Source organism: Croceibacterium salegens (genome assembly GCF_009827435.1).
In the GTDB taxonomy this organism is placed as follows: Bacteria; Pseudomonadota; Alphaproteobacteria; order Sphingomonadales; family Sphingomonadaceae; genus Croceibacterium_B; species Croceibacterium_B salegens.
On record NZ_WTYM01000023.1, the window covers coordinates 151,538 to 176,249 of the forward strand.

At 64.1% G+C, this 24,712-nt stretch carries 20 protein-coding genes and 1 pseudogene; 10 read left to right on the forward strand and 11 right to left on the reverse strand.

Features of this window, described 5'->3' with window-relative positions:
• Both GRI89_RS02395 and GRI89_RS02400 read right to left on the reverse strand, forming a co-directional pair.
• Positions 1-438 (reverse strand): MAPEG family protein, encoded by a 438-nt coding sequence (locus GRI89_RS02395; RefSeq protein WP_159791807.1) that lies wholly within the window; start codon positions 436-438, stop codon positions 1-3.
• A gap of 64 nt (positions 439-502) precedes the next feature.
• Positions 503-1,468, reverse strand: a complete 966-nt coding sequence (locus tag GRI89_RS02400; RefSeq protein WP_159791809.1) for a threonine ammonia-lyase — start codon at positions 1,466-1,468, stop codon at positions 503-505.
• Positions 1,469-1,583: 115 nt separating this feature from the next.
• Between GRI89_RS02400 and GRI89_RS02405 the strand changes: the two genes are divergently transcribed.
• Both GRI89_RS02405 and GRI89_RS02410 read left to right on the forward strand, forming a co-directional pair.
• Positions 1,584-2,636: a 1,9-bis(guanidino)-5-aza-nonane synthase gene (locus GRI89_RS02405; RefSeq protein WP_159791811.1), complete on the forward strand. Its 1,053-nt coding sequence runs from the start codon at positions 1,584-1,586 to the stop codon at positions 2,634-2,636.
• Positions 2,637-3,027: 391 nt separating this feature from the next.
• On the forward strand, positions 3,028-4,218 hold the full coding sequence (locus GRI89_RS02410) for a type III PLP-dependent enzyme (RefSeq protein WP_159791813.1): 1,191 nt from the start codon (positions 3,028-3,030) through the stop codon (positions 4,216-4,218).
• Positions 4,219-4,224: 6 nt separating this feature from the next.
• On the opposite strand, the gene GRI89_RS02415 is transcribed toward GRI89_RS02410, so the two are convergent.
• The 5 genes from GRI89_RS02415 to murI all read right to left on the reverse strand — a co-directional run bounded on the left by GRI89_RS02415 (position 4,225) and on the right by murI (position 11,272).
• Entirely contained in the window at positions 4,225-6,444 is a 2,220-nt protein-coding gene (locus GRI89_RS02415; protein ID WP_159791815.1) for an EAL domain-containing protein, read from the reverse strand.
• 332 nt (positions 6,445-6,776) lie between these two features.
• Positions 6,777-7,421 carry a response regulator transcription factor gene (locus GRI89_RS02420; protein WP_328598043.1) on the reverse strand — a complete coding sequence of 215 codons (645 nt, stop codon included), beginning with the start codon at positions 7,419-7,421 and terminating at the stop codon, positions 6,777-6,779.
• Positions 7,418-8,962 (reverse strand): sensor histidine kinase, encoded by a 1,545-nt coding sequence (locus GRI89_RS18225; RefSeq protein ID WP_159791817.1) that lies wholly within the window; start codon positions 8,960-8,962, stop codon positions 7,418-7,420. The genes GRI89_RS02420 and GRI89_RS18225 overlap by 4 nt, the downstream gene beginning before the upstream one ends.
• A gap of 163 nt (positions 8,963-9,125) precedes the next feature.
• Positions 9,126-10,346 carry a 5-aminolevulinate synthase gene (gene hemA / locus GRI89_RS02430; RefSeq protein WP_159791881.1) on the reverse strand — a complete coding sequence of 407 codons (1,221 nt, stop codon included), beginning with the start codon at positions 10,344-10,346 and terminating at the stop codon, positions 9,126-9,128.
• A gap of 131 nt (positions 10,347-10,477) precedes the next feature.
• Positions 10,478-11,272: a glutamate racemase gene (gene murI / locus GRI89_RS02435; protein WP_159791819.1), complete on the reverse strand. Its 795-nt coding sequence runs from the start codon at positions 11,270-11,272 to the stop codon at positions 10,478-10,480.
• 62 nt (positions 11,273-11,334) lie between these two features.
• Here murI and plsY point away from each other — a divergent pair, with 62 nt between their 5' ends.
• The 6 genes from plsY (at position 11,335) to GRI89_RS02465 (ending at position 17,384) form a co-directional block, all read left to right on the forward strand.
• The gene (gene plsY, locus GRI89_RS02440) at positions 11,335-11,916 is read left to right on the forward strand and encodes a glycerol-3-phosphate 1-O-acyltransferase PlsY (RefSeq protein WP_328598044.1); all 582 of its coding nucleotides are present in this window, start codon (positions 11,335-11,337) and stop codon (positions 11,914-11,916) included.
• A complete protein-coding gene (gene dprA, locus GRI89_RS02445) occupies positions 11,913-13,022 on the forward strand; it encodes a DNA-processing protein DprA (protein WP_407924958.1) in 1,110 nt (369 codons plus the stop codon). The genes plsY and dprA overlap by 4 nt, the downstream gene beginning before the upstream one ends.
• Before the next feature lie 52 nt (positions 13,023-13,074).
• Positions 13,075-13,767 carry a hypothetical protein gene (locus tag GRI89_RS02450; RefSeq protein ID WP_159791823.1) on the forward strand — a complete coding sequence of 231 codons (693 nt, stop codon included), beginning with the start codon at positions 13,075-13,077 and terminating at the stop codon, positions 13,765-13,767.
• Positions 13,768-13,823: 56 nt separating this feature from the next.
• On the forward strand, positions 13,824-14,564 hold the full coding sequence (locus GRI89_RS02455; RefSeq protein ID WP_159791825.1) for a hypothetical protein: 741 nt from the start codon (positions 13,824-13,826) through the stop codon (positions 14,562-14,564).
• A 73-nt stretch (positions 14,565-14,637) separates the two neighbouring features.
• On the forward strand, positions 14,638-17,202 hold the full coding sequence (gene topA / locus GRI89_RS02460; protein WP_159791827.1) for a type I DNA topoisomerase: 2,565 nt from the start codon (positions 14,638-14,640) through the stop codon (positions 17,200-17,202).
• Entirely contained in the window at positions 17,202-17,384 is a 183-nt protein-coding gene (locus GRI89_RS02465; RefSeq protein ID WP_159791829.1) for a hypothetical protein, read from the forward strand. The genes topA and GRI89_RS02465 overlap by 1 nt, the downstream gene beginning before the upstream one ends.
• A gap of 4 nt (positions 17,385-17,388) precedes the next feature.
• Here GRI89_RS02465 and GRI89_RS02470 read toward each other — a convergent pair whose 3' ends face one another.
• From GRI89_RS02470 to lepB, 4 genes are all read right to left on the reverse strand, one after another.
• On the reverse strand, positions 17,389-18,930 hold the full coding sequence (locus tag GRI89_RS02470; RefSeq protein ID WP_159791831.1) for a phospholipase D family protein: 1,542 nt from the start codon (positions 18,928-18,930) through the stop codon (positions 17,389-17,391).
• A 93-nt stretch (positions 18,931-19,023) separates the two neighbouring features.
• Positions 19,024-19,923 (reverse strand): GTPase Era, encoded by a 900-nt coding sequence (gene era / locus GRI89_RS02475; protein WP_159791833.1) that lies wholly within the window; start codon positions 19,921-19,923, stop codon positions 19,024-19,026.
• 28 nt (positions 19,924-19,951) lie between these two features.
• Positions 19,952-20,620, reverse strand: coding sequence for a ribonuclease III (rnc, locus tag GRI89_RS02480; RefSeq protein WP_159791835.1), 669 nt, complete (start codon positions 20,618-20,620; stop codon positions 19,952-19,954).
• Entirely contained in the window at positions 20,617-21,471 is an 855-nt protein-coding gene (gene lepB, locus GRI89_RS02485; RefSeq protein WP_201290848.1) for a signal peptidase I, read from the reverse strand. The genes rnc and lepB overlap by 4 nt, the downstream gene beginning before the upstream one ends.
• 166 nt (positions 21,472-21,637) lie before the next feature.
• Between lepB and pgi the strand changes: the two genes are divergently transcribed.
• Positions 21,638-23,167, forward strand: coding sequence for a glucose-6-phosphate isomerase (gene pgi / locus GRI89_RS02490; protein ID WP_159791837.1), 1,530 nt, complete (start codon positions 21,638-21,640; stop codon positions 23,165-23,167).
• A gap of 1,061 nt (positions 23,168-24,228) precedes the next feature.
• A pseudogene (locus tag GRI89_RS02495) lies at positions 24,229-24,663 on the forward strand (tyrosine-type recombinase/integrase); the annotation flags it as partial.
• Between the last annotated feature and the right edge of the window lie 49 nt (positions 24,664-24,712).

A 24,712-nucleotide genomic window follows, 5' to 3' on the forward strand; every position in this document is an offset into this window, starting at 1 on the left:
TCAGGCTCCTGCAAAGACGGTTGCCAGCAATGCCTTAATCGACAGCGCAATCAAGAACAGGCTTGAGGTTGCGAACAGGGTTACGCGCACCGGAATGCGATTGACGGTCGATTGCCACAGCGAATGGACCACGCGAATGGCGACGTAGGCCCAGGCCAGCAGCACGTCGAGACGGTCGGCACCGGCGATCGCAAGGATCGCCACGGCGGCGCAAAAGATCGTCGGTTGCTCCATCAGGTGGGTGTAGTTGTGCGACTTCCACATCACCTTCGCCGGCAGCCGGCCCTCGAGGTCCTGCCCGCGGCCGCCGGGCGGGACGATCTTGACGTCGATGTTCGCCGCCTTGAGGGCAGGGAAACCGGTGAAGACCATCCAGAACTGCACCACGAGCGTCCACGCGACGAGGACCGCGGCGGGTGCGAGCATTTGCGCCTGCATTGAAGATCTCCCCTGTCGAACCGGCGGCAAAGTGCGCGGGGGCAATCAAGTTGTCAAATGAAACTTAAATTCCAGCGATGATCCGTGCGAAGGCTGCTGCGTCGACGTTTCCGCCGCTGAGGATGATCGCCGTCCGGCCATCGAGTTCGACCTTTCCGGCGAGTGCCGCGGCCAGCGCCGCCGCGCCGCCGGGCTCGAGCACCAGTTTGAGCCGCGCGAAGGCGAAGCGCTGCGCCTCGCGAATCTCCTCCTCGCTTACAGCTACGCCCGGCGCGGCGCGGCCATGCAGGACTTCGAAGTTGATCGGAAAGGTCGCCAGCGTCTGCAGCGCATCGCAGGCGGTCGGCGGCGGGGTGGGGCCGACCGGCACGATCTCGCCTGCCGCGAGGCTGCGCCGCATGTCGTCCCAGCCTTCGGGTTCGACCGGCACGATCTCAGCACCGGGACAGGCGAGGGCGAGCCCCGCCGACAGCCCGCCACCGCCGCACGGGGCAACGATCCGCGTCGGCTCCTCGCCGAGCTGTTCGGCGATTTCGATACCGGCACTGCCCTGGCCTTCGATGACCCACGGATCGCCATAGGCATGGACCAGCGTGGCGCCGGTTTCGTCCACCAGCTTCGCCGCCACTTCGTCGCGCAATTCGCCGCCGGGGCGGTCGTAAAGCACGATCTCCGCGCCCAGCGCTCGCGTTCCCGCCAGTTTCACCTGAGGCGCGTCGTTGGGCATGACGATGGTCGCGGCACTGCCCAGTTCGCGCGCCGCCCAGGCTACGCCCTGCGCATGATTGCCGCTCGAAACCGCGACCACGCCGCGCCCCCGCTCGCCGTCGGAGAGGTCGGTGAGCCGGTGCCAGCCGCCGCGAATCTTGAACGCGCCGATCGGCTGCAGGCTCTCCGCCTTTAGCCACACGCGGGAGCCGCGAATCTCAGTGGGAAGCAGAGGCGTGGGCGGCAGGATGCGGGCGATTTTCTCGGCCGCCCTGACGACGCCGGCATGAGTGGGTTTGCGAAGTGATGCAGAATGCGCCATGGGGCGCGCGTCGCATATTTACCTCGGGTCCGCCAGCGCCTATGGGCGCCCGCTTTTCGCCGGAACCGCGCGACAGTCGCGCCGTTGCCCGGGCACGATGGAAAGGGATTTGCGAATGACCGAATCGACGATCAACGACACGCGCAAGGCCGAGCTGCTTTCGACCACCGTCGAGCACATCGACATCCGCGAATTCGACGCGCGCCCGATCGTGGATGCGATGGGCAAGATGAGCTTCACCAGCCGCGACCTCGCTCGCGCGACGCGCATCTACAACCAGATGCTCGAGGACAAGGACTGCACGATATTCCTCGTCATCGCCGGTTCGACCAGCGCGGGCGGCTGCATGGACCTTTATGCCGAGCTGGTGCGCTCCAATATGGTCGACTGCATCGTTGCCACCGGCGCGACGATCGTCGACATGGATTTCTTCGAGGGGCTCGGTCACAAGCACTACCAGGCGCTCGAGATCCCCGACGACGATACGCTGCGCTCGCTTTACATCGATCGCATCTACGATACCTACATCGACGAAGAACAGCTGCAGGACTGCGACTTCACGATCAACAAGATCGCCAACGAGCTCGAGCCCAAGGCCTATTCGAGCCGCGCTTTCATCCGCGAGATGGGCCGCTACCTCGCCGAGCACGGCAAGAAGGAGAACAGCCTCGTCAAGCTCGCCTACGAGCATGACGTGCCGATCTTCTGCCCGGCCTTCGTCGACAGCTCGGCCGGCTTCGGGTTGGTCAAGCACCAGGTCGACGCGATGAAGGAGGGCAAGCCCTACCTGATGATCGACGCCGTGGCCGATTTCCGCGAGCTGACCGACATCAAGATCGAGGCGGGCGAATCCGGCCTGCTGATGGTCGGTGGCGGCGTGCCGAAGAACTTCATTCAGGACACCGTCGTCTGCGCCGAAATCCTCGGCCACGAGGATGTCGCGGTTCACAAGTACGCAGTGCAGATCACCGTCGCCGACGTGCGCGACGGCGCCTGCTCGTCCTCGACGCTTCAGGAAGCGGCGAGCTGGGGCAAGGTCTCGACCGCGATCGAGCAAATGGTTTTCGCCGAGGCCGGATCGGTCATGCCGCTTCTCGCCAGCGACGCCTATCACCGCGAGCACTGGAAGACCCGCACGCCGCGCAGGTGGTCGAAACTCTTCGACTGAGGGCGGTTGCCAGAATCGGGATCATTGCATGAAAGGTTGATAGTCCGGCAAAATTCGGAACGATCGAGGACATGTCGTCGAACCGCAATTGGGCAGCATGGGCGCAGTGAAACGGCTTGTTGGCCGGCTAAGGGAACATGGCTGCGACTGGGCTTTCATCGAATCGGGCCGCGATAATCGTCGGGCTCTCATATTATTCGCGCGGAAGGAATTTCGCGAGATTTCACACGTCTTCGTTCGCCGTCTCGACTGAGCGATCAATCGTCTCCTGTCGCACCATTTTCACTTGCAGTTCACGAAGCGGCGAATATATGCCGCGTTCGCTGCCCCATGGGGACTTCCAAACCGCAAGGCAGCTTTGTCTCGAACTAAGTTTTGGGGGTCCCTTGAGTTGCACAGCTACCCTGACGCATCGACTGTAGTCCGCGCATTTTCGCCGGATCAGCCGGTAATCCTCAATCGCCCGCATGCTGCGGCGCGCGCTGCCCGTTTCTTCGCCGAGAAGTTTCCGGGCAAGTCGCTCTATGCGGTGAAGGCGAATCCCTCGCCCGACCTCCTGCAGATCCTGTGGGACGCGGGTGTGACGCACTTCGACGTCGCCTCGATCGCCGAGGTGCGGCTGGTGCGTTCGCTGCTTCCCGAGGCGACGCTGTGCTTCATGCACCCCGTCAAGACAAAGAGCGCGATTACCGAGGCTTACACCCAGCACGGCGTGCGCACCTTCAGTCTCGATACGGCTGAGGAACTGCAGAAGATCGTCGAAGCGACTGGCGGTGCGCAGGACCTCAACCTGCTCGTTCGGCTGCGCGTTTCGTCCGAATATTCGGAGCTTTCGCTCGCCTCGAAGTTCGGCGTCGACCTTGCCGATGCGGCAGCATTGCTGCGCAACGTACGGCAGCATTGTGATGCCCTTGGCATCTGCTTCCACGTGGGCAGCCAGGCGATGACTCCTTTCGCCTATGTGCAGGCGCTCGAGCGCGTTCGTGCTGCAATCGCCGAGGCTGCGGTTACCGTCGACATCGTCGACGTCGGCGGCGGTTTCCCGAGCTGCTATCCCGGCATGGAACCTCCGCCGCTGGAGGACTATTTCGCGCTCATTGCACGCCACTTCGAAGCCCTGCCGATTTCCTATTCGGCCGAGCTCTGGTGCGAGCCCGGCCGCGCGCTGTGCGCCGAATATTCGAGCCTGATCGTCAAGGTCGAGAAGCGCCGCGGCACCGAACTCTACATCAACGACGGCGCCTATGGCGCGCTGTTCGATGCTGCGCACGTCGCATGGCGCTTTCCGGTGCAGGCGCTCGAACTCGACCTCATCCAGCCTCATGACGAATTTTCGTTCTACGGTCCGACTTGCGACGATGCCGATTTCATGAAGGGCCCCTTCATGCTGCCGGCCGACATCCAGGCCGGCGACTACTTCGAAATCGGCATGCTCGGCGCCTATGGCGCGGCGATGAAGACCGGGTTCAACGGCTTCGGCGAAGCGATTGCCGTGACCGTGACCGACGAGCCGATGGCGAGCCTCTACCGCGGCGACCGGGCGGACCCGCGCAGCAGCGACAACGTCATCAGCCTGCGCTGAGTATCCTCAGGCGGCGACGCGGCCGCTGGTGACCTGCAGGAACTGCGGCTTGGTGCGTGCGCCCTGCTGGAGTTGCTCGATCGGGTAGTTGCCCTGCGGAAGCGAGGTCAGGGGCATGCCTGCCGCGGCCAGCGCATAGGGGCTGACGCGGTGGCGCGTGCACAGTCCGCCGGCGCCGTCGCTGACCAGCGGGGTCTCGAATTCGACCGCAATCTGCGCGTCCTGAGACCGGGTAACCTTGCAGACGACCAGCTGGCCGGCGCCGAGGTCGAGGACGAGCCCGGTATCGAGCGGCACGCCAAGCAGTCCTTCGATGAACGCACCCGACTTGGACAGGTCGCGCATGACCGCGTCGTAGCGGTGATCGTCGTGGATCACGCCAATGCGGCGGAACACGCTGCGCCGCTCTGCGCGGTAGATCTCGGGCCCGTCGGGCTTGATCTTGAATTCACCGCTGCCCATGCGCGCTTCGATCTCGTCGATGCGGAGAGCTTTCGAATAGATCCAGCCCTGCACGAAGCGCGCGCCCTTTTCGATCACCAGTTCGAGCTGGTCGAACGCCTCGACGCCTTCGACGGTCGTCTCCATGCCCAGGGCCTCGGAAAGGCCGATGATCGCAGTGATGATCTTGGCGCTGTTCTGGTCCTTCTGGGTGCACGAATCGACGAAGCTCTTGTCGACCTTGATCTTGTCGAACGGCGCAGAGCGCAGGTAGCTGAGCGACGAGTAGCCGGTACCGAAATCGTCCAGCGCCAGCCGAACGCCAAGGTCCTTGAGCATGCGGAAGGTGTTGTCGACTGTTTCGCTGTCGCCCATGAACACGCTCTCGGTCAGCTCCAGCTCGAGCCGCTCGGGTTCGAGACCCGATTGGGCGAGGGCGTTCGTGACGATGTCGATGAGGCCCGGGTTGGCGAATTGGACCGCCGATACGTTGACGGCCACGCGCACCGACTTCGGCCAGTTCGTGGCCGCGATGCACGCGGTGCGCAGCGCCCATTCGCCGAGCGTGTTGATAAGGTTCGATTCCTCAGCCGCGGGGATGAACACCCCTGGGCTGACGAAGCCGCGCTCCTCGTGCTCCCAGCGCATCAGCGCCTCGAAGCCGACGACCATGTCGTCCTTGGTCCGCACCACTGGTTGGTAGTGCAGCTCGAGCTGGTCGTTGGTCAGCGCTTCGCGTAAGTCGTCGAGCAGCAGCGCGCGCTCTTCCTCTTCGTCCTTGAGGTCGGCGGAGAAGAAGCGGAAAGCGCCGCGTCCGCCTTTCTTGGCGGCATAGAGAGCGAGGTCGGCAGCTCGGACGATCTCGTCTTTCTCCAGCCCGTCGTAGGGGGCGATGGCGACGCCTATCGACGTGCCGATGATCGCTCGCTTGCCGTCGATCGGGTAGGGCTGGCTGACGATCTGGATGAGCTTGTTGGCCAGTTCGCCCAGCTTGCCGCGGTCGTCGAGGTCGGGGAGGATGACCTGGAATTCGTCACCGCCGAGGCGGCCGATCTCACCACGCTCGCCAATTATGCTCCGTAGACGTTCGGCGACCTGTCGCAGCAGCTCGTCACCCGCCGGATGGCCCATCGTGTCGTTGACCTGCTTGAAGCGGTCGAGGTCGAGCATCATCAGCGCACAGGCGCGGCGCGAGCTCTTGAAAGCGGCGAGGGTGCCTTCGAGCCGGCGCGTCATGCGGTGGCGATTGGCGAGGCCGGTCAGCGAATCGTATTCAGCCAGGCGCGAGTCTTCTAGCTTGCGCTCGTATTCGACGGTCACGTCCTTGGCGCTGCCGCGATAGCCCTCGAACTTGCCGCGGCTGTCGAATTTCGGGTGAGCCGAAATCGCCCACCATATCCGGCGGCTGCCGTTCTGGCTGGCAGGGACCAGACGAACGACCAGGTCCTTGAGCTTGTTGCGCGAGGTCAGCTGGAACTTCAGCGGCCGCTCGCTGCCCTGTTCGGGGTTCTCGGCATCAGTCTCGAACAGGTCGACGAGCGACTGTCCGAGTAGCTGAGATCCCTCCAGCTCGAGTCGGTTCAGCGCGCTGTTGGAAAGGTAGATCAGCTTGCCTTGGTGATTGGAGGCCCAGATCCAGCCGATTCCGGCTTGTTCGAAATCGTCGATCACAGAGAGCCGGGCGGCCGAATCATTGGCTCCGATCACCCCTGCCGGAAGGAGGGGCGCAGAGTCTTCGTCCTGCGCTGAAGACGCCTTGCTCTTGAAGAAGCCCGACAATTCCATGTGTTATTGCTGCTCGCGAATTAGGCGCACCAATCGTGGCGCCGGTCCAATCCGGCATGGCACAGGTTGGTTACCATGAGCCTAACAATGGAGACGAATTGCCGCCTGATTGTGGCGATGGGTTGAGCTGGGCGGGATAGTGCTTGGGGGCTATCCCGCCCGTAATCGCTCGCGTCGCCGGCTTAGGGTGAACGGGCAATATCGCACTTCCCCGGCTACACGGTCCGACTAGTCGTTCTGGTGCCGGCTGACGATCTGGCGTTCGGCCAAATCGACACCTATCGATGGTTAATATGAGGGTCCAGGTCGGAACGCCCTGAGCCTTCGATCCGCTAACTAAAGTTGGCCCCCGCTTCTCCCGTTTTGTGGGCCATCAGGGCCAGCTCGGTGCGATTCTTGACGCCGAGCTTCTGGTAAATGGCGTGCAGGTAGACCTTTACCGTGCCTTCCGACATGGTAAGGGCCTCGGCTATTTCCTTGTTGCGCAGCCCGCGCCCGACTTGGGTGGCGATCTGTCGTTCGCGCGGGGCGAGCGGGGCAAGCGGGTCGACGTTGCCGCCGGCCAGCGACAAGTCAAGCGCGCGCTGCAACAGGCGCTGGGGCACGCAGCGCTGTCCCGCTTCCACCTTCTCCAGTGCATCGAGCAGGCTGTCCTCAGCCTCGTCCTTTTGGACGATGGCGTTCACCCCGGCCTTTACGGCGGCGAGCAGCGCATGGTCTTCAAGCCCGGCGGTGAGCAGTACGACGGGACGGTCGTCGCCCCGCTGGCGCATGTGCTGGAGCACCTCCACACCGTTCCTGCCGGGCATGCGGACATCGAATATGCAGACCTGCGGATCGTGACGGGTCAGTGCCGTCAGCGCGTCGTCGCCATTGGTGGCGGTGGCGATGATCTCGAAGCGCGACCCGCGCAACACCGCCTCCACGCCTGCGCGCATAAAGGTGTGATCGTCTGCAAGTAGAACCCTGATCATCATGCCCCGTCCGCGCGCAATACTATATGCAATCTCGTCCCTCGAATACCGCTCTCGACAACTAGGCTCCCGCCAAGCTGGTCAACGCGCTCTCCAATCGAGCGCGGGCGCGTACCCTGATTGATCACCGAAAACCCGCTGCCGTTGTCGGATATCACCAGCTCGAGCATGCCGGCACGTTCCGCCAGCGAGATTTCGACTCTCGTCGCAGCCCCATGGCGCACAGCGTTGACGACGCCTTCGCGCACGATCTGCCGCAAGTCGTGCATCTGCCAGCCCGGGATGGCGGTGGTCCGGCTTTCCGCCTGCAGGACCGCCTCTATGCCCCAGTAGCTCGACAGCTCCCGGAGGAGCTTGCCGAACGAGCTTGCGGCCGAGGCATCGGGAATCACCGCTTCGCCGCGGCGCAGGCGTGCGATCAGCGCGCGGACCTGGACCTGTTCGGTCTTGAGCGCTGCCTTGATTGCCTGGATTTCCGGTTCGGGGTCGCCCCCGGAGGCGATCCATTTGCGCAGTCCCTCGAGCCGCAGGGCCGCCCCTGCCAGCGACTGGGCGATAGTGTCGTGAAGGTCGCGCGCCACTGCGTCGCGCATGCGCGTCACCGCACCTTCGCGGACCAGCGTGACGGTCGACTGGCGGTCGAAACCGGCACCGACTTCGCGAGCGATGGGTTCGCCAAGGGCGATGTGGTCAACCGATGCACCGGGGATCCCTGCCAATAGCAAGGTCCCGCGGCCGGTGACTCCCTCGAACGGCAGGGCGAGGCCGCTGCTGATGCCGCAGAACGCCGCCAGCGGTTCGTCCGGCTGGTTCCGGCTTGCAGCGAAATTGCCGTCGCCGGTGCTGCGCAGGACCCTCCGGCGCTTGCTGTCGAACAGGCGCGCGCTGGCCGGAAACGGCATTTCTCCTGGCAGTTCGCCGGGGCCGAGGATCGAGCGGGGGCGATCCAGACCTACAACGCGCAGTTCGATCTGCGGCTCCTCGTCGTCGGCCCAGGCGATTGCGCCGCTGCGCGCACCGATTTGGGCCATGGCGAAGCGCAGCGCTTCGTCGAGGGGGGGCAGCCGGTCGTCGGTGGCGCCGGGAGGTTCGACGAATCGTTCGGCGATCAGCGTGAAGCGCCGGTCACCGAGCCAGATGAGCACCATCGCCAGCACCAGCATGTAGATGACGCGGCGCCCGAAGCGATAAATGTCCATCTCGATGTGCAGTGCCTGCATGCCGAGACCAACCAGCATGTAGAGGACCGTCGCGGTGAGCCCGGTCAGCGCGGTGACGCGCCAGCTCCAGCGGAAGGTTGAAGCCAGCATGAGGTAGGCGAAGAACGCCAGGAAGGGACTGGTGAAGTCGTCCGCCGCCCCTTCGGTGAAATAGACTGCGGCGAGGAACACCGCGACATCCACGGCATGTGCCGGCCAGGAAAGCTGGTAGTCCCACCACCAGCTTCGCCAGGCGAGGGCGAAGAGTCCGGCGGACAGCGCAATGTAACCGAAGAGCAGCGCATAGCCTGCAAAGTGGCTGCGGACCGGCTGGTCGGGGTCCACCCAAAGCGCGATGCAGAACACGACGGCCAGGACCAGCCTGGTGAAGGCGATTATCCTGCCTGAGCGATTGCCGAAGAAGCGAGCGAATGGGCCGTAACGGCTTCCATCCGCGCCCGTTGCCGGGCCATGCGACGCCTCGGGCGCGGCGACGAGGCGGTCCAGATCAGGCGGCCCTGGAAAGCTCGAGGTCGAGCCTGTCCCAGATCTCGACCAGGGCGACCGTCAGTTCGTGCATCATCTGTTCTGTGTGGGCCGGCCCTGGGGTGAAGCGCAGGCGTTCGGTGCCGCGCGGCACCGTGGGGAAGTTGATAGGCTGCACGTAGACGCCGTATTCGGCGAGCAGGATGTCGCTGATCCGCTTGGCCCGGACCGGATCGCCGACCATCAGCGGAACGATGTGCGTCACCGAGTCCATCACCGGCAGGCCGGCTTCGCGGAACATTGACTTCAGGCTGGCGGCCGCAGCCTGCTGGCCGTCACGCTCCTCGCTCGACGCCTTGAGGTGGCGCACCGAGGCGAGCACGCCGGCGACCAGCACCGGGCTCAACGAAGTGGTGAAGATGAAGCCGGGGGCGTAGCTGCGGACCACGTCGATGATCTTCGAATCCGCCGCGATGTAGCCGCCCATCACGCCGAACGCCTTGCCCAGCGTACCTTCGATGATGTCGATGCGGTGCGCCGCCGCGTCGCGCTCGGAAATGCCGCCGCCGCGTGGGCCGTACATGCCGACCGCGTGGACCTCGTCGATGTAGGTCAGCGCGTTGTACTTGTCTGCAAGGTCGCAGATCGCGTGGATCGGGGCGATATCGCCGTCCATCGAATAGACGCTCTCGAATGCGATCAGCTTGGGAACGTCGGGGCTCTCGGCAGCGAGCAGATCCTCGAGGTGCGCCACGTCGTTGTGGCGGAAGACGCGCTTTTCGCAGCCCGAGTTGCGGATGCCGGCGATCATGCTGGCGTGGTTGAGCTCGTCGGAGAAGATGACGCAGCCCGGCAACAGCTTGCCCAGCGTCGAGAGTGTGGTGTCATTGGAGACGTAGCCGCTGGTGAAGAGCAGTGCGCCTTCCTTGCCGTGCAGGTCGGCCAGTTCGCGCTCGAGATCGACGTGGTAGTGGGTGTTGCCGCCGATGTTGCGGGTGCCGCCCGAACCGGCGCCGACGTCATGCAGCGCTTCTTCCATCGCCGCGATGACCTTGGGGTGCTGGCCCATCGCGAGGTAGTCGTTCGAACACCACACGGTGATCGGCTTGGGGCCGTTGTGGTGGTGGAAACAGCGCGCGTTGGGGAACATTCCCTTGTTGCGAAGGATGTCGATGAACACGCGATAGCGGCCCTCCGAATGGAGCCGGTCGATCGCCTGGTCGAAGATGTGTTCGTAATTCAGCGTACTTTTCCCGTCCGCGCCGTCAGGGGGTCTGCGGCTGCCGAGTCCGGTGCGACTTAGGCGAAGCTTGACGGGCTTTAAAGGGCGGAGTTTGCGAACCACTTGCAACAGGAATTCTCCTTCCACTCGTCCTAGAACGCCGCCACCTCCTCAAAGCCGTACCTGGCGAATGCCGGAGCGAGATCGGCGGCATCCTCCAAGGCACCGGTGACCACCGCGAAATCGGGCCGTTCGCGCCGGAAATCATTGCCCTGAGTCAAATGGGCGACACGCCGCGCGATGCCGTATGCGCCATGGACGAAGGTCACGTCGGTGCCGAACTCCGCGCGAAGCTCCTCCTCGACCAGCGGGAAGTGCGTGCAGGCGAGCACGACGGTATCGATCGCGTCGCCATTGGCCTGGATGCGAAGTCCATCGGCTGCGGCGCGGAAGACGGCCGGGTCGGGCGTTTCGCCGCGCAGCTTCTGCTCAGCGGCGCTCACCAGTTCGGGGCAGGCGTGGCGCAAAAGGACCTTGTCGCTCGCGAATTCGGCCTCGAGGTCATCCACATATTTCTGACGGATTGTTGCCGATGTGCCGAGCAGGCCGATCACGCCACTGCTCGTCAACGAGGCGGCCGGCTTGATCGCTGGAACCGTGCCGACAATCGGCACTTCTAGCACGTCGCGAACCATTCCCAGCGCGATCGTGCTGGCGGTGTTGCAGGCGATTGTGACGAGGCGCGGGCGGTAGCGTTCGCTCATCCGGCCAAGCAGCCCCGAAACCCGCGCGGCTACCTCTGCCTCGCTCTTCTCGCCGTATGGCAGACCGGCGAAGTCGGCGGCGTAGATCAGCGGTGCCTGGGGCAGAAGCTTGCGGACTTCGGCGAGGACGGTCAGCCCACCGACGCCGGAATCGAAGATCAGGATCGGGGCAGTTGCGTCCATTGCGGCCCCTAATCAACGCGTTCGCGGTTGCAGGCAAGCAAGACAAGCGGATAGGAGGAGTCGTGGACTGGTTGCTCGCCCTTCTCGCCGGATACTTCATCGGCTCCGTGCCCTTCGGGCTGCTGCTCGCCAAGGCTGCCGGGCAAGGTGACATCCGCCAGATCGGCAGCGGCAATATCGGTGCGACCAATGTGCTCCGCACAGGCAACAAGAAGCTGGCCGCACTGGTCCTGTTGCTCGATCTCGGCAAGGGCTTCCTTGCCGTGATGATCGCCTGGCACCTGTGGCCGGCGATGGCCGGGTTCGCCGCGGTTGGGGCCGTCCTGGGGCACTGCTTCCCGGTCTGGCTCAGGTTCAAGGGCGGGAAGGGCGTGGCGACGACGGCCGGGGTGTGCTTCGGGCTGTTTTGGCAGATCGGTTTGGCCTTCGCCGCGGTCTGGCTGGGAATGCTGGCGATCACGCGCATTTCCTCGGCGGGCGGAATCAGCGCGGTGATCGCGGCACCGATTGCTGCCTGGCTGCTCGGAGAACCCGAGTTCGTCCCCTACCTGGCCTTCATCGGACTGGTGGTCCTGTGGCTGCACCGGGCCAACATCCGCCGCCTGCTCGCGGGTGAGGAACCGAAGGTCGGCAGCAAGTCGTGACGGCAGTGACGGCAATCGCGCTTTCGCAGGAGGAGGCGTTTGCCCGCATCCGCCTGCTGCGTTCGCCCAATATCGGCCCGGTCAGCTATGTCCAACTCCTGCGCCGGTTCGGCTCAGCCGTCGAAACGCTCGATGCGCTGCCGGACCTCGCGAAGCGCGGCACCCGAGACTACCGACCGGCACCGCGTGAACGGATCGAAACCGAGATCGCAGAGGTCCGTCGCGCCAGCGCGCGCTACCTGTTCCACGATTCTCCCGAATACCCGGCGCTGCTCGGGGAGACAGACGGCTCTCCGCCGATCCTGATCGTCAGGGGAGAAACAGCGCTGGCGGCAAAGCCTTGCGTCGCGATGGTCGGGGCGCGCAACGCCTCGGCGGCTGCAGTCAAGCTGGCGCGCGATTTCGCCGCCGCGCTGGCCGATGCCGGGTTCACCGTCGTTTCAGGCCTTGCGCGAGGCATCGACGGCGCGGCGCATCGCGGCGCCCTCTCGGCGACCATCGGCGTCATCGCCAGCGGGATCGACATCGCCTCCCCTCCGCAGCACAACGAATTGCAGGAACAGGTCGCGCTGCAGGGCCTTCTTGTCGCCGAACAGCCGCCGGGGACCGAGCCGCGCGGTAGTCACTTTCCGAGCCGCAATCGCATCATCGCCGGCCTCGCGCTGGGCACGCTGGTGGTCGAGGCAGCGCCGAAGTCGGGCTCGCTCATCACCGCGCGTCTGGCCGGAGAGGCGGGCAGGGAGGTCATGGCGATCCCCGGCAGCCCGCTCGATGCCCGCGCGCAGGGCTGCAACACGCTGATCCGCGAGGGGGCGGTGCTGGTGCAGGACCCCGGCGACGTGATCGAACTGCTTACCGGCTTCGACGGTACGCCTCGTTCGACTTTTCGCGACCCCGTGCAGGACATCGAAATCGATCCCGACGACTGGGCCGAAGCCGAGCCTGCCGATGTCGGCGCGTTGCTCACCACTGCCCCTGTGTCGGTCGACGAGCTTATCCGTCAATCGGGCGCAAGTGCCGCCGAAGTGCAGATGGCCTTGCTCGAACTCGAAATCGGCGGCAGTCTCGTACGCCACGCCGGGGGGCGGGTAAGCCTGTCGTCCTGACCGTTGTCGGCAATGGCCACGGTCGGGCGAGGGAAACAGGGGAGGGCGAGCCATGCAAATCACACCATCGCGGGAATTGAAGATCGGCGCCATCGTCGAGGGGACGCTCGAGGTGATTGAGCTCTGCAAGGTGCCGGTGGCGATCTTCATCATCGCGCTGACGATCATCAACGGCGTGGTCGCTTACTACACCGTCGAGAACACGGCGGTCCTGCAAGCCCTCGCCAAGTCCGGTATCAACTTCGTGGTCGGCGTGGTCGCTGCCTACCAATTGCTCGAGGCGCTGCTTCGCAAGACCGGCAACAAGCCGGCAGGCGGCGACGACGTGTTCCTCGCCTATTGCGGTCTTTCGGTGCTCTACACACTCGGGGTGCTGGCCGGTTTCATCCTGCTTATCCTTCCCGGACTGTTTGTGATGGCCCGGTGGATCATCGCCCAGCCGCTGCTGCTTTCCCGCCGCGGGGGCGTGGTGGATTCTCTCAAGGAAAGCTGGGAGCGCACGAGCGGCAGCGAATTCCCGATACTCGTCGCCATGCTGTCGCTGGTTTTCTCGCTGATCATCGTCTCGGCGCTCGCGGGTTACCTCTTCGAGCAGACCGACCCCATTGGCATCGGCATTTCCCAGCTCGCTGCGAGCTGCATGAGCGCGGTCTCGATGGCGATGGGCGTTGCGATCTTCCAGCAGATCGTCGTGGCGCGCGACAAGGCCAACGAAGGGAAGGTCGATCCGCGCATAGGTGCTTGACTATAAGGTGAAAACGGAGGCAGCTGGGCTTCTGAAATCAGCGGGGGCCGGGTCGCATGGAAGACAAGATTTCCGTTGGCGAAGTCGTCAACGGTACATTCTCGGTCATCGGGGACAACCTTCGCGTAGTAGCCATCTACGTCATAGGCATGACGCTCGGGACCTCGTTCCTGCAATGGATACTGAGGAATGCCGCACCCACATTGGCGCAGACCACGGCCATCCCGAAAGACCTGTTGGACTGGTTCGGCATTGGGGCAGGACTCAGCGGAATCGTTGTCGCTATCGCCGCTGTCGTTGCGCAATACCTGCTCTTGCAGGCCTTGCTGCGGCAACGTGGCTACCTTCCCGAAACGACGCGCTTTCGAATATTTTCCTACATCTTGATGATTGTTCTGCTGGCCCTGGCCAACGGCATCGGACTTATCTTGTTTGTCGTTCCGGGGCTCTTCCTGATGGCGCGCTGGTCCGCAGCTGTGGCGTTTCTGATCGCGGAGGACGGGCCGGTGTTCGAGGCCATGGGCTCGTCGTGGGACGCCGTGAGAGGCAACACCACTGCGATTGCCTTGGCTATCCTTGCAGGAATGATCATCTACTACATCGTCTTCGCAGGGTTCCTCGTCGCAGGCATGCGCGGGATCCTCACTATGCAAGGCCTTGGCACTGACGGACTACTTTTCACTCTGGTAACCCAGTTCAGCTCGCTGGTGGTCGGAGTATTCAAGATGGCGCTCGGAATATGGGTCTATGGCCGGCTGCACGCTCCGGCTTCGCACCTACAAGATACTTTTTCCTGACCGCTTGACGAGATCGCCAATCCCGATTCACCCTCGCGCGTACGTATACGCGTAGGGACTACCGTTCACAGACATGCAGCTTGTTATCGTTGAGTCGCCGGCAAAGGCGAAGACTATCGAGAAGTACCTCGGCAAGGACTACAAGGTCCTCGCCTCGTACGGTCACGTCCGCGACCTGCCGCCGAAGGACGGCTCGGTCCGCCCGGACGAGGCATTTGCGATGGACTGGGAGGTCTACGCCGACAAACGCAACCGCGACCAGGTCAAGGCCATTGCCGACGCGGCGAAGAAGGCCGACCGCCTGATCCTCGCCACCGACCCCGATCGCGAGGGCGAGGCGATCTCGTGGCATGTGAAGGAACTGCTGGCCAGGAAGAAGGCGCTTCCGGCGGAGGTCGAGCGCGTGACCTTCAACGCCATCACCAAGGGTGCGGTGACCGAGGCCATGGAGCACCCCCGCGACCTCGACCAGGACCTGATCGACGCCTACCTCGCGCGCCGGGCGCTCGACTACCTGTTCGGATTCACCCTCTCGCCCGTGCTGTGGCGCAAGCTGCCGGGCGCCAAGAGCGCCGGCCGCGTGCAGTCGGTCGCGCTGCGCCTGATCGTCGACCGCGAGCGCGAAATCGAGGCCTTCAAGCCGCAGGAATATTGGTCGGTCGCGGCGCAGATGGAGCACGACGGGACAGGTTTCGAGGCCCGGCTTGTCAAGTACGACGGCGGCAAGATCGACCGCCTGACGATTTCCGACAAGGGCACCGCCGAGGCGGCCAAGGCCGCCGTCGAAGCGGCGCGCTTCACCGTCGAGGAGGTCGAGGAAAAGCCGCTCACGCGCAATCCGGCGCCGCCGTTCACCACTTCAACGCTGCAACAGGAAGCCGCGCGCAAGCTGGGATTCTCGGCCAGTCACACGATGCGCTGCGCGCAGAACCTCTACGAAGCCGGCGCAATCACTTACATGCGTACCGACGGCGTGCAGATGGACGGCAGCGCGATCAGCGCCGTGCGCAAGGCCATCTCCGATCGGTACGACGGGCATTACCTCCCCGAAAAGCCGCGCTTCTACCAGACCAAGGCGAAGAACGCGCAGGAAGCGCACGAGGCGATCCGCCCGACCGATTTTTCCCGCGACCGCGCCGGTGCAGGTGACGAGGCCAAGCTCTACGACCTCATCTTCAAGCGCGCGATGGCGAGCCAGATGGCCGGTGCCCGGCTCGAGCGGACGACGGTAACCCTGCGTGACCCCACCGGTCGCCACGAGCTACGCGCCACCGGGCAGGTGGTGAAGTTCCCCGGCTTCCTCGCGGTCTACGAGGAAGGCCGCGACCAGAAGGCGGACGATGACGAGGATTCGGGTCTGCTGCCGCTGATGCGCCAGGGCGATTCACCGGCCAAGAAGGACGTCACCGCCACCCAGCACTTCACCCAGCCGCCGCCGCGCTTCTCCGAAGCGAGCCTGGTCAAGCGCATGGAAGAGCTCGGCATCGGCCGGCCCTCGACCTACGCCTCGACCATCCAGACGCTGCGCGACCGCGAATACGTGCGGATGGAGAAGAACCGCTTCTTCGCCGAGGACTCAGGCCGCCTGCTGACTGCCTTCCTCGAACGCTTCTTCGAACGCTACGTCGCCTACGAGTTCACCGCCGGGATGGAGGAAGAACTCGACGACGTTTCGGGTGGTCGCGAAGAATGGAAGTCGCTTCTCGACGCGTTCTGGCGCGACTTCAAGCCGAAGAGCGACGAGGTGATGGAGCGCAAGCCGTCCGAAGTCACTGAAGTGCTCGACGAGTTCCTGTCCGACTACCTGTTCCCGGCGCAGGCCGACGGCAGCGATCCGCGCGCCTGTCCGAAGTGCATCGCCGAGGGGCGCAAGGGCGGCCACCTGTCGCTGCGGGGCGGCCGTTTCGGCGCCTTCGTCGCCTGCGCCAATTACCCGGAATGCAACTTTCGCCGGAAATTTGGCCAACCGGGCGAGAACGGCGAGAGCGACGACGAGCGTATGGGCAACGATCCCGAGACCGGCCTGCCGGTCGAGCGCAAGGTCGGCCGTTTCGGACCCTACGTCCAGCTCGGCGAGGGCAAGGAGGCGAAGCGCGCGAGCATTCCCAAGGACCTGCCCGACTTCGATCTCGAATGGGCGCTCAAGCTGTTGGCATTGCCGCGGATCGTCGGAACGCATCCAGAAACGGGCCTGGAAATCGAAGCCAATATAGGCCGTTACGGCCCGTACCTCCGTCACGACGGCAAGTACGGCAAGCTGCAGGGCACGCGCGAGGTGTTCGAGGTTGGCATGAACCGCGCGGTCGACATCCTAGCCCAGGCCGCCAACCGCGGCGCGGGCGGGGGGCGCGCCAAGGCGGAGCCGATCAAGACGCTCGGAACGCACCCTACCAGCGGTGGCGAGATCAAGGTCATGCCGGGCCGCTATGGTCCCTACGTCACCGACGGCACCACCAACGCCACGATCCCGCGCGACGTGAAGCCCGAGGACGTGACGGAGGAGCAGGCCATCGCCCTGATCGATGCCCGCGCTGCCAAGGGACCGGCCACAAAGAAGAAGGGTGCGAAGAAGAAAGCTGCGGCCAAGAAGCCGGCCGCAAAAAAGAAGGCTCCGGCCAAGAAAGCCAAGGCGGACTGATGGCCAAGGACCATTTCGAGCGGCACAAGCAGCCGTGGAAGGCCGACGAAGCCGGCCAGCTCCGCGTGCTTGCGGGTAAGGGCAAGGGATTGAAAGAGATAGCCAAATCCCTCAATCGCAGCGAAGAATCGACCAAGGATTTCGCCAAGAAGAACGGGATCGAGATCGCCAAGAAGCGATAGCGGCCTACAGCAACCACCGGATCGGCAGCTTCGAGAGAATCCATACAAGCATACGTGACACCGCTGTGGTGTCGGGTTCGGTGGTGGTCGACAGTGGCCGGCCGTCGTGCTGCGTGGTCCACACAGTCTCGCCGGCATCGTTCAGCGAAACCGCGTAGGTCTTCTCGGCCAGGTTGCGGTCCAGCGCCTGTTTCAGGCGCCCGGCCAGTGCGGGTGAGTGGATGAGGAAGCCCATCTCGCAGTTGAGAACGGCGCTGCGCGGGTCGATATTGAACGATCCGACGAAGAGTTCCTTGCCATCCACGGCGAAGGTCTTGGCGTGGACGCTCTCGCCGCCGCCGCTGAAGCGCGTCGTGGCAAAGTCGCGTGCGTTGGTCTTCTCCTCGCCTTGCCGCTTGGCCTCGTAGAGTCTTACGCCAGCTCGCAACAGCGGAACGCGCGACGGATAGTACCCCGCGTGGACCATCGGTACGTCGGTGACGGCATAGCCGTTGGTCACGACCCGGGTCGCGACTCCTTTTCGCGCCAGGCCGACAAGTATATCCAGGCCCCTGTCGCCAGGAACGAAATAGCCGGAGACGAGGTCGAGACTCTTGGTCGACTTGCCAACGATTCGGGCGATCTGTTCGACCAGCAAGTCCTCGTGTCGGACCTTGCCAAGCGCCTTGTCGGGGTTGTCCGACAGCAGGTCTATCGTCGAGGTCGTAAGGAGGTCTTCCGCCGGCTGCGTCGTAAGGGTCTGGATCAGTTCATTTGCCGCCTTGCGGTATCCCTCAGCCTTTGCGGTATCGACATGGTGCAGCGTGCGATACTCCTCGATCGCCCCCATCGGAGCGCGAGCAAGGATCAGTTCCGCCGGGTAGGCCGGCTCGCTGTTCCAGTAGGTTTCGAATTCCCGCGAAACCTCCGGGACGATCGCTCCCAACGCGAGCGCATCGATATCGATGAACAGGTTCGCGTCTCCCGCCCCGAAGTAGACATCGCCGACATTGCGCCCTCCCACCACCGTCACCATCCCGTCCACCGTCAGCGACTTGTTGTGCATGCGGCGATTGAGGCGGGGAAAGTCGAACAGGTAGTTGAGGGGGCGGGCCGCGCGGATCGTCAGCGGGTTGAAGATCCGCACGGCGATGTTGGGATGCGAGTTCACCGCGGCCCACATCGCATCGAGTCCGGCGGTGGGATTGTCGTCGATCAGGAGGCGGACGCGCACCCCGCGATCCGCTGCAGCGATGATCTCTTCGAGCATGACACGGCCGGCAAGGTCGCCTTCCCAGATGTAGTATTGCGCATCGATGGTGCCCTGTGCGCGGCGTATCAGCGCCAGGCGCCCCGAAATCGCCAGCAGGCCCGTGTCGAGCAGCATCACGTAGCTTTCGCCTTCGCCGCCGGCTTCGGCCATCTCCCGCAGGGCGGGAAAACTGGTCGAGGCGGCCGGAACCGGCAGGTCTTCGGGGAAATTCTCGCGTGCGGGCAGGGGGAACAGCAGCTTCAGTGCGATCGCTGCAACCCCCAGCACCAGGAAGGTCGACAGAAGTAGCGTCATCGCCTGTTTCACCCGCTTCCGCCACATTGAGGCAGTGGCGTAGGACGACTGCATTGACGACGCACTCCGAATGAACCCGGAGTAGCTCCCAACCTAACGCACCCAGTCGAGCCCGATCTCTTCGTAGATTTCGCGGCTCTCGGCCCAGTTCTCGTCGACCTTCACGTGCAGGAACAGGTGGACCTTCTGGCCGAGGATCTCGGACAGTTCCTTGCGCGCAGCCTCGCCGATGGCCTTGATCCGGCTGCCGCCCTTGCCGAGCACGATGGCCCGCTGGGTGTCGCGACCGACGACGATCTGCTGGCGGATCTCGACGCTGCCGTCCTTGCGCTGGGTATAGGCCTCTGGCCGCACAGCGCTGTCGTAGGGCAGTTCTTCGCGCAGCTGGTTGTAGAGCTGCTCGCGAGTGATTTCGGCAGCCAGGAGGCGCTCGCTGGCGTCCGAGACCTGGTCTTCGGGGTAATGCCAGGGTCCCTCGGGCATCAGCGCGGCAAGGTGCGCCTTGAGTTCTGGCACCCCGTCGCCGCTCAGCGCAGAGACGAAGAACACCTCGTCGAAATTGACCTTGCCGGTCAGGTCCTGCGCGAGGACCAGCAGGTCCTCCTTCACGGCAGCATCGACCTTGTTGAGCACTAGCAGCTTGCGCTCGGGCCGGGAGGCGAGGGTTTCAAGCAACGGCTCGAGCTCGTGGCAGCGCCGCTTGACGCTGTCGACCACCAGCAGGATGGCATCGGCCGACTCGGCGCCTTCCCATGCGGCGCTGACCATGGCCCGGTCGAGACGGCGGCGCGGTGCAAAGATGCCCGGCGTGTCGGCGAGGATGATCTGCACTTCGCCGGCCAGCGCGATGCCGAGCAGGCGGGCGCGAGTGGTCTGCGCCTTGGAGGAGACGATCGCCACCTTCTGACCGACGAGCGCGTTGGTGAGCGTCGACTTGCCGGCGTTCGGCGCACCGATCACCGCCACCACGCCGCAGCGGGTCTGTTCGCTCATTTCCGTTCACCCTGAGCTTGTCGAAGGGTCATCCGTACGTCTCCATGAAGGCCCGCGCCGCAGCGGTTTCGGCATCCTGCTTGCTTCCCGCGGTGGCCTCGACCGCGCCGACGTTGTGCACGCTCACCCGGACGGTGAATTTCGACGCGTGGTCGGGGCCGGAGCGCCCGACGAGCATGTATTCAGGCGGCTTGCGGCGATTGCCCGCGGCCCATTCCTGCAGCGCGCTCTTGGGATGCTTGGCGCGGCCAGCGCCGCCCGTCATTTCCTGCTCCCAGATCGAATGCACCACGGTGCGGGTCGCTTCGAACCCGTTTTCGAGGAAGCTCGCGCCGAGCAGCGCCTCCATCACGTCGCCGAGGATGTTGTCGCTGTCGTCGCCGCCGTCGTCGCGCGCCTGCTTGCCGAGCCTGAGGTGCTGCGGAACGCCGATGGAGCGGGCGACCCGCGCGCAGGCGCCACGGCTGACCAGCGCGTTGAGGCGCTGCGCCAGCTCGCCCTCGCTGCCATCGTTATGCCGGTAGAGCCATTCGCTCACGGCAAGTCCGAGCACGCGGTCGCCGAGAAATTCCAGTCGCTGGTAATCGCGCGCCGCCCCGGTGCTGCCGTGGGTCAGCGCTTCGAGCCAGAGCGCCTCGTCGCCGACCTTCCAGCCGATTCCTTCGAGCCACTTGCGCGTTTCGGCCAGTCCGCTCAAATTCCGTCCCCGATGCGGTCCCAGCGCGCCGCGGTGAACCAACTGATGGGATTGAACCAGCTCGCGTCACCGTCTGTCGAGAAGGCGATGAAGCTCGCCCGGCTCACGACGTTTTCGAGCGGCACCAGCCCGACGCCCTCGCCGGGCACAGCGTCGAAGCGGCTGTCCATCGAGTTGTCGCGGTTGTCGCCCATCATGAACAGCATGCCGGCGGGCACGATCACCGGTGCGGTGTTGTCCTGCTCGGTCTGGCCAAAATCGAGCACCTCGTAGCTCTTGCCTCCCGGCAGGGTCTCGCGGAAGCGCGGATAGTCGCAGACCGGCGTTCCGTCGGCCGCGGTCTTGCGGAAGGCCTCGATGCGGCAGGCATTGTAGGGCGTGATAGGGTGGACGAAGTCGGCGATCCGCTCCTTCGTCACCGTCTCGCCGTTGATGCTGAGGACGCCGTCCGTCATCTGGATCGTGTCACCGGGCAGGCCGATGACGCGCTTGATGTAGTCGGTGCGGTCGATCGGGTGCTTGAACACCACGACGTCGCCGCGCTCGGGCAGGCTGGAGAATATTCGACCGGCGCCGATGTCTATGTCAAGCGGCAGCGAGGCGCGCGAATATCCGTAGGGCCACTTGGCGGTGAACAGGTAGTCGCCGACCATCAGCCGCGGCAGCATCGATTCCGAGGGAATCGAGAAGGTGCTGAACACGAAGGAGCGAAAGATCAGCACGACCAGGACCAGCTTGACGAGGAACCAGAGGAAGCTGCCTTCCTGCTTCTTCGCCGGAGTCGAGGGTTCGGCGGGCGTTGCGCTGGCTGGCGCCGTGGTCTCGATCTCGCTCAAATCGGTTCGCTCCATGGTCACTTGGTTGTCACGAGGTTGACAGGTCTGGCACTGTCCAGGGGAAAAACTCGCCACTGCGAAAAAACGCTGTCAAATTGCCTGCAGCCTCGGGCGATTTGAAGGTTCCCAATCATGTCGCCGGGCCCTAACCGAACAGCCAGCCTGTAGGAAAGGATTTCATTTGACCGACCCGCGCGCCGCAGCCTGGAATGATCTCGCCAACCTTCCCGTTCCGACGCTGGCCGAACTGTTCGCCGCCGACCCGGAGCGTGTCGAGAAGCTGAGCGGACGGATCGAACTGGGCGAGACCGGTGTGCTGTTCGACTGGTCGAAAACCCACCTCGACGAAGGCCTGCTCGCCGGGTTCGAGGGACTGGCCGAGGCAGCGGACTTTGCCGCCATGCGCGACAAGCTGTTCGGCGGCGAGGTGGTCAACCCGACCGAAGGCCGGGCGGCCGAGCACAGCGCGCTGCGCGGCGTTGGCCGGGATGACAGCGTCGAGGAAGCCAACGCGCTGCGCGACCGGATGGAGGCGCTGGTCCGGGCGATCCACGACGGGGCGCTGGGCGAGGTCAAGCACCTGATTCATGTCGGCATCGGCGGTTCGGCGCTCGGCCCGTCGCTAGCGGTCGATGCCTTGGCCCGCGACTTCCCGCTCTGCGATGTTCACGTGGTTTCGAATATCGACGGCCAAGCCCTTGAAGAAGCATTCAAAGCTTGCGATCCGCAAACCACGCTTCTGGCCGTCGCCAGCAAGACCTTCACCACCATCGAGACGATGACCAACGCCGCCAGCGCGCTCGCCTGGATGGAGCAGAACGGCGTTTCCGACCCCTCGGGGCGCGTCATCGCGCTCACCGCATACCCGGAAAAGGCGGTCGAATGGGGCGTCGACGAGACGCGCATCCTCCCCTTCGCCGAAAGCGTCGGCGGGCGCTATTCGCTGTGGTCGAGCATCGGCTTTCCCATCGCCATGGCGATCGGCTGGGAGGAGTTCGAGAGCTTCCTCGACGGCGCCGCGAAGGTCGACGAGCATTTCCGCGATACCGACGGACGCGACAACCTGTGCCTGCGCGCCGCCTTCGCCGACCTGACCTACGCCCGCCTGCGCAAGGCCGAGACGCGCGCGGTCTTCGCGTATGACGAACGGCTCGGACAGTTTCCCGACTACCTGCAGCAGCTCGAAATGGAATCGAACGGCAAGTCGGTTACCGCCGAAGGGCTGCCGGTCGACGGCCCGACCGCGCCGATCACCTGGGGCGGGGTGGGCACAGACGCCCAGCACGCGGTGTTCCAGCTGCTCCACCAGGGCACTCATCTCGTCCCGGTCGACTTCATCGCCAGCATCGCGCCGGGCGACAGCCTCGACCCGGCGCATCACGCCATCCTGCTGACCAACTGCTTCGCGCAAGGCGCGGCGCTGATGGCCGGCGGCAACATGAGCGCCGACGGGAAGGACCCGGCGCGCCAGTTCCCGGGCAACCGTCCGAGCGCGACGATCCTGTGCGACGACATCGACGCCGCCACCCTCGGCGCGCTGATCGCCTTCCACGAACACCGCACTTTCGCCAGTGCCGTGCTGATGGGCATCAACCCCTTCGACCAGTTCGGCGTCGAGCTGGGCAAGAAGATGGCCAAGGACATCGAGGCCGGCGGCGTCGTGTTTGACCCCAGCACGACCGCGCTGCTGGAAAAGGCGGAGCTGGGGTGAGCTGACTGGCGGCTGGCAGCCCGATTGTGACTGTTCGGTCGGTTAGTGTTGTTCACCCCACCCTTTGTGCCTGATTACTATCTTGCGGCATAACTCGACAAACTGCTTATGATCCATCGGGCCCTTGGCCGTGTTTACCAAGCCAGAGCAGGTCCGGTACTTCAACTTGGTAGGGTCTTGATAGTGGTCGACGCTGGGCCAACGGCCACGCGTTCGGTGACGCTTGCGTCATCCGACTGGAGAGCGCTCGTGGTTCAGTCGATTCCATTCGAGTTGGTCGCCGGTGTAGTCGTCGAGAGCACGGGACCGCACGACTGCCAAATGGATGACTCTTTGGTATTCCAAAAGCGATGGAAGTTTATCGATCAGCCCTCGATCACGGGCGCGACAGCTGGATGCTTGCGCGTTGAGCCGTTCGTTGGAGCGAAGGCAGTTGGCCTCCTTGGCCCGCACTCTTGCGGGGGACTGAAACTGACAAGCGCAATCAGGATTGCAGATCAATTCCCCTAGCATGACGGCTCACGATTATGCACGCGGGCAAGTGGCTGGCAACTATCAAGTTTATGATCTGGACGCATTGTATATCGGCGCAAAGAACCGTCCAGCCTGCTGCGATTCAAGACTTGTCGAAACTTAACGCGGCGAGCGACGATGTGTGATGAAGTGCGCGGTCAGACCTATCGTGATCAAACCGATTACAAAACTGAGCTCGGACAAGGTCGACAAGGGCGTGACGCTGCGGAGCTCTGCGTCCTGTTCCGCAGAATACCAGTCTTCTAAATCGTCTGGTTGCCCGTTGGTCATAGCGTTGGGCTATCACAAACAGATTTCCAATTGCTTGCATCCTGAGCCAACTGCGGACTGGCCAGCATCGACCCAATTGCGGACGTTTGACACTGGATTTTAAGATGGCAGCTAGGCGCCCTAATCCAAGACATTAGAGCCCGACTTCTTAGTTCCCGAAAGTGGACATTCTTCGCGGACAAGTTGGCTGGTCGGGGGTTTGGCGCCTTTCTCCGCTACTATTCCCATGCAGTGAGGCTGTCAGTGGCGTCAGGAGCAGGATCAGGATCGGGGATCTTGTCGCCAGCCAGGAGATACGAAGCCGGTCGACGGTTATCCAGCAGAAGACCGGGCGCCCTGTTCAGTTCGAACTGACAGGCGATGTTCGTGCCAGCCTTTTGGCGTGGCTCGAGCGGCGTGGAGGATCGACCGAAGACTACGCCTTCCCAAGCCGCATCGATCGAACAAAGCACCTGAGCACGAGACAATACGCGCGCCTGGTCGATGAATGGGTGACTGCCATTGGGCTGCGACGTGAGGAATACGGTACGCACTCGATGCGGCGCACCAAGGCTTCGATGATTTACAAGGCGACGGGCAATCTCCGTGCCGTGCAAATCCTGCTTGGCCATTCCAAGATCGAGAACACCGTCAGGTACCTGGGCGTGGACATCGAGGACGCGCTATTGCTCGCCGAGCGCACGGAAATCTGAGGTCGAGGCGGTCCTTTCCCAAAACGGAAGCGGAAGGGCCGCTTCTCAA

Bases quoted from the DNA above. Each gene is read 5' to 3' on its own strand.
- GRI89_RS02395 (WP_159791807.1), bottom strand. From the start codon at position 438: ATGCAGGCGCAAATGCTCGCACCCGCCGCGGTCCTCGTCGCGTGGACG.
- GRI89_RS02400 (WP_159791809.1), bottom strand. From the start codon at position 1,468: ATGGCGCATTCTGCATCACTTCGCAAACCCACTCATGCCGGCGTCGTC.
- GRI89_RS02405 (WP_159791811.1), top strand. From the start codon at position 1,584: ATGACCGAATCGACGATCAACGACACGCGCAAGGCCGAGCTGCTTTCG.
- GRI89_RS02415 (WP_159791815.1), bottom strand. From the start codon at position 6,444: ATGGAATTGTCGGGCTTCTTCAAGAGCAAGGCGTCTTCAGCGCAGGAC.
- GRI89_RS02420 (WP_328598043.1), bottom strand. From the start codon at position 7,421: ATGATGATCAGGGTTCTACTTGCAGACGATCACACCTTTATGCGCGCA.
- murI (WP_159791819.1), bottom strand. From the start codon at position 11,272: ATGGACGCAACTGCCCCGATCCTGATCTTCGATTCCGGCGTCGGTGGG.
- GRI89_RS02450 (WP_159791823.1), top strand. From the start codon at position 13,075: ATGCAAATCACACCATCGCGGGAATTGAAGATCGGCGCCATCGTCGAG.
- GRI89_RS02455 (WP_159791825.1), top strand. From the start codon at position 13,824: ATGGAAGACAAGATTTCCGTTGGCGAAGTCGTCAACGGTACATTCTCG.
- topA (WP_159791827.1), top strand. From the start codon at position 14,638: ATGCAGCTTGTTATCGTTGAGTCGCCGGCAAAGGCGAAGACTATCGAG.
- GRI89_RS02465 (WP_159791829.1), top strand. From the start codon at position 17,202: ATGGCCAAGGACCATTTCGAGCGGCACAAGCAGCCGTGGAAGGCCGAC.
- GRI89_RS02470 (WP_159791831.1), bottom strand. From the start codon at position 18,930: ATGACGCTACTTCTGTCGACCTTCCTGGTGCTGGGGGTTGCAGCGATC.
- era (WP_159791833.1), bottom strand. From the start codon at position 19,923: ATGAGCGAACAGACCCGCTGCGGCGTGGTGGCGGTGATCGGTGCGCCG.
- lepB (WP_201290848.1), bottom strand. From the start codon at position 21,471: ATGGAGCGAACCGATTTGAGCGAGATCGAGACCACGGCGCCAGCCAGC.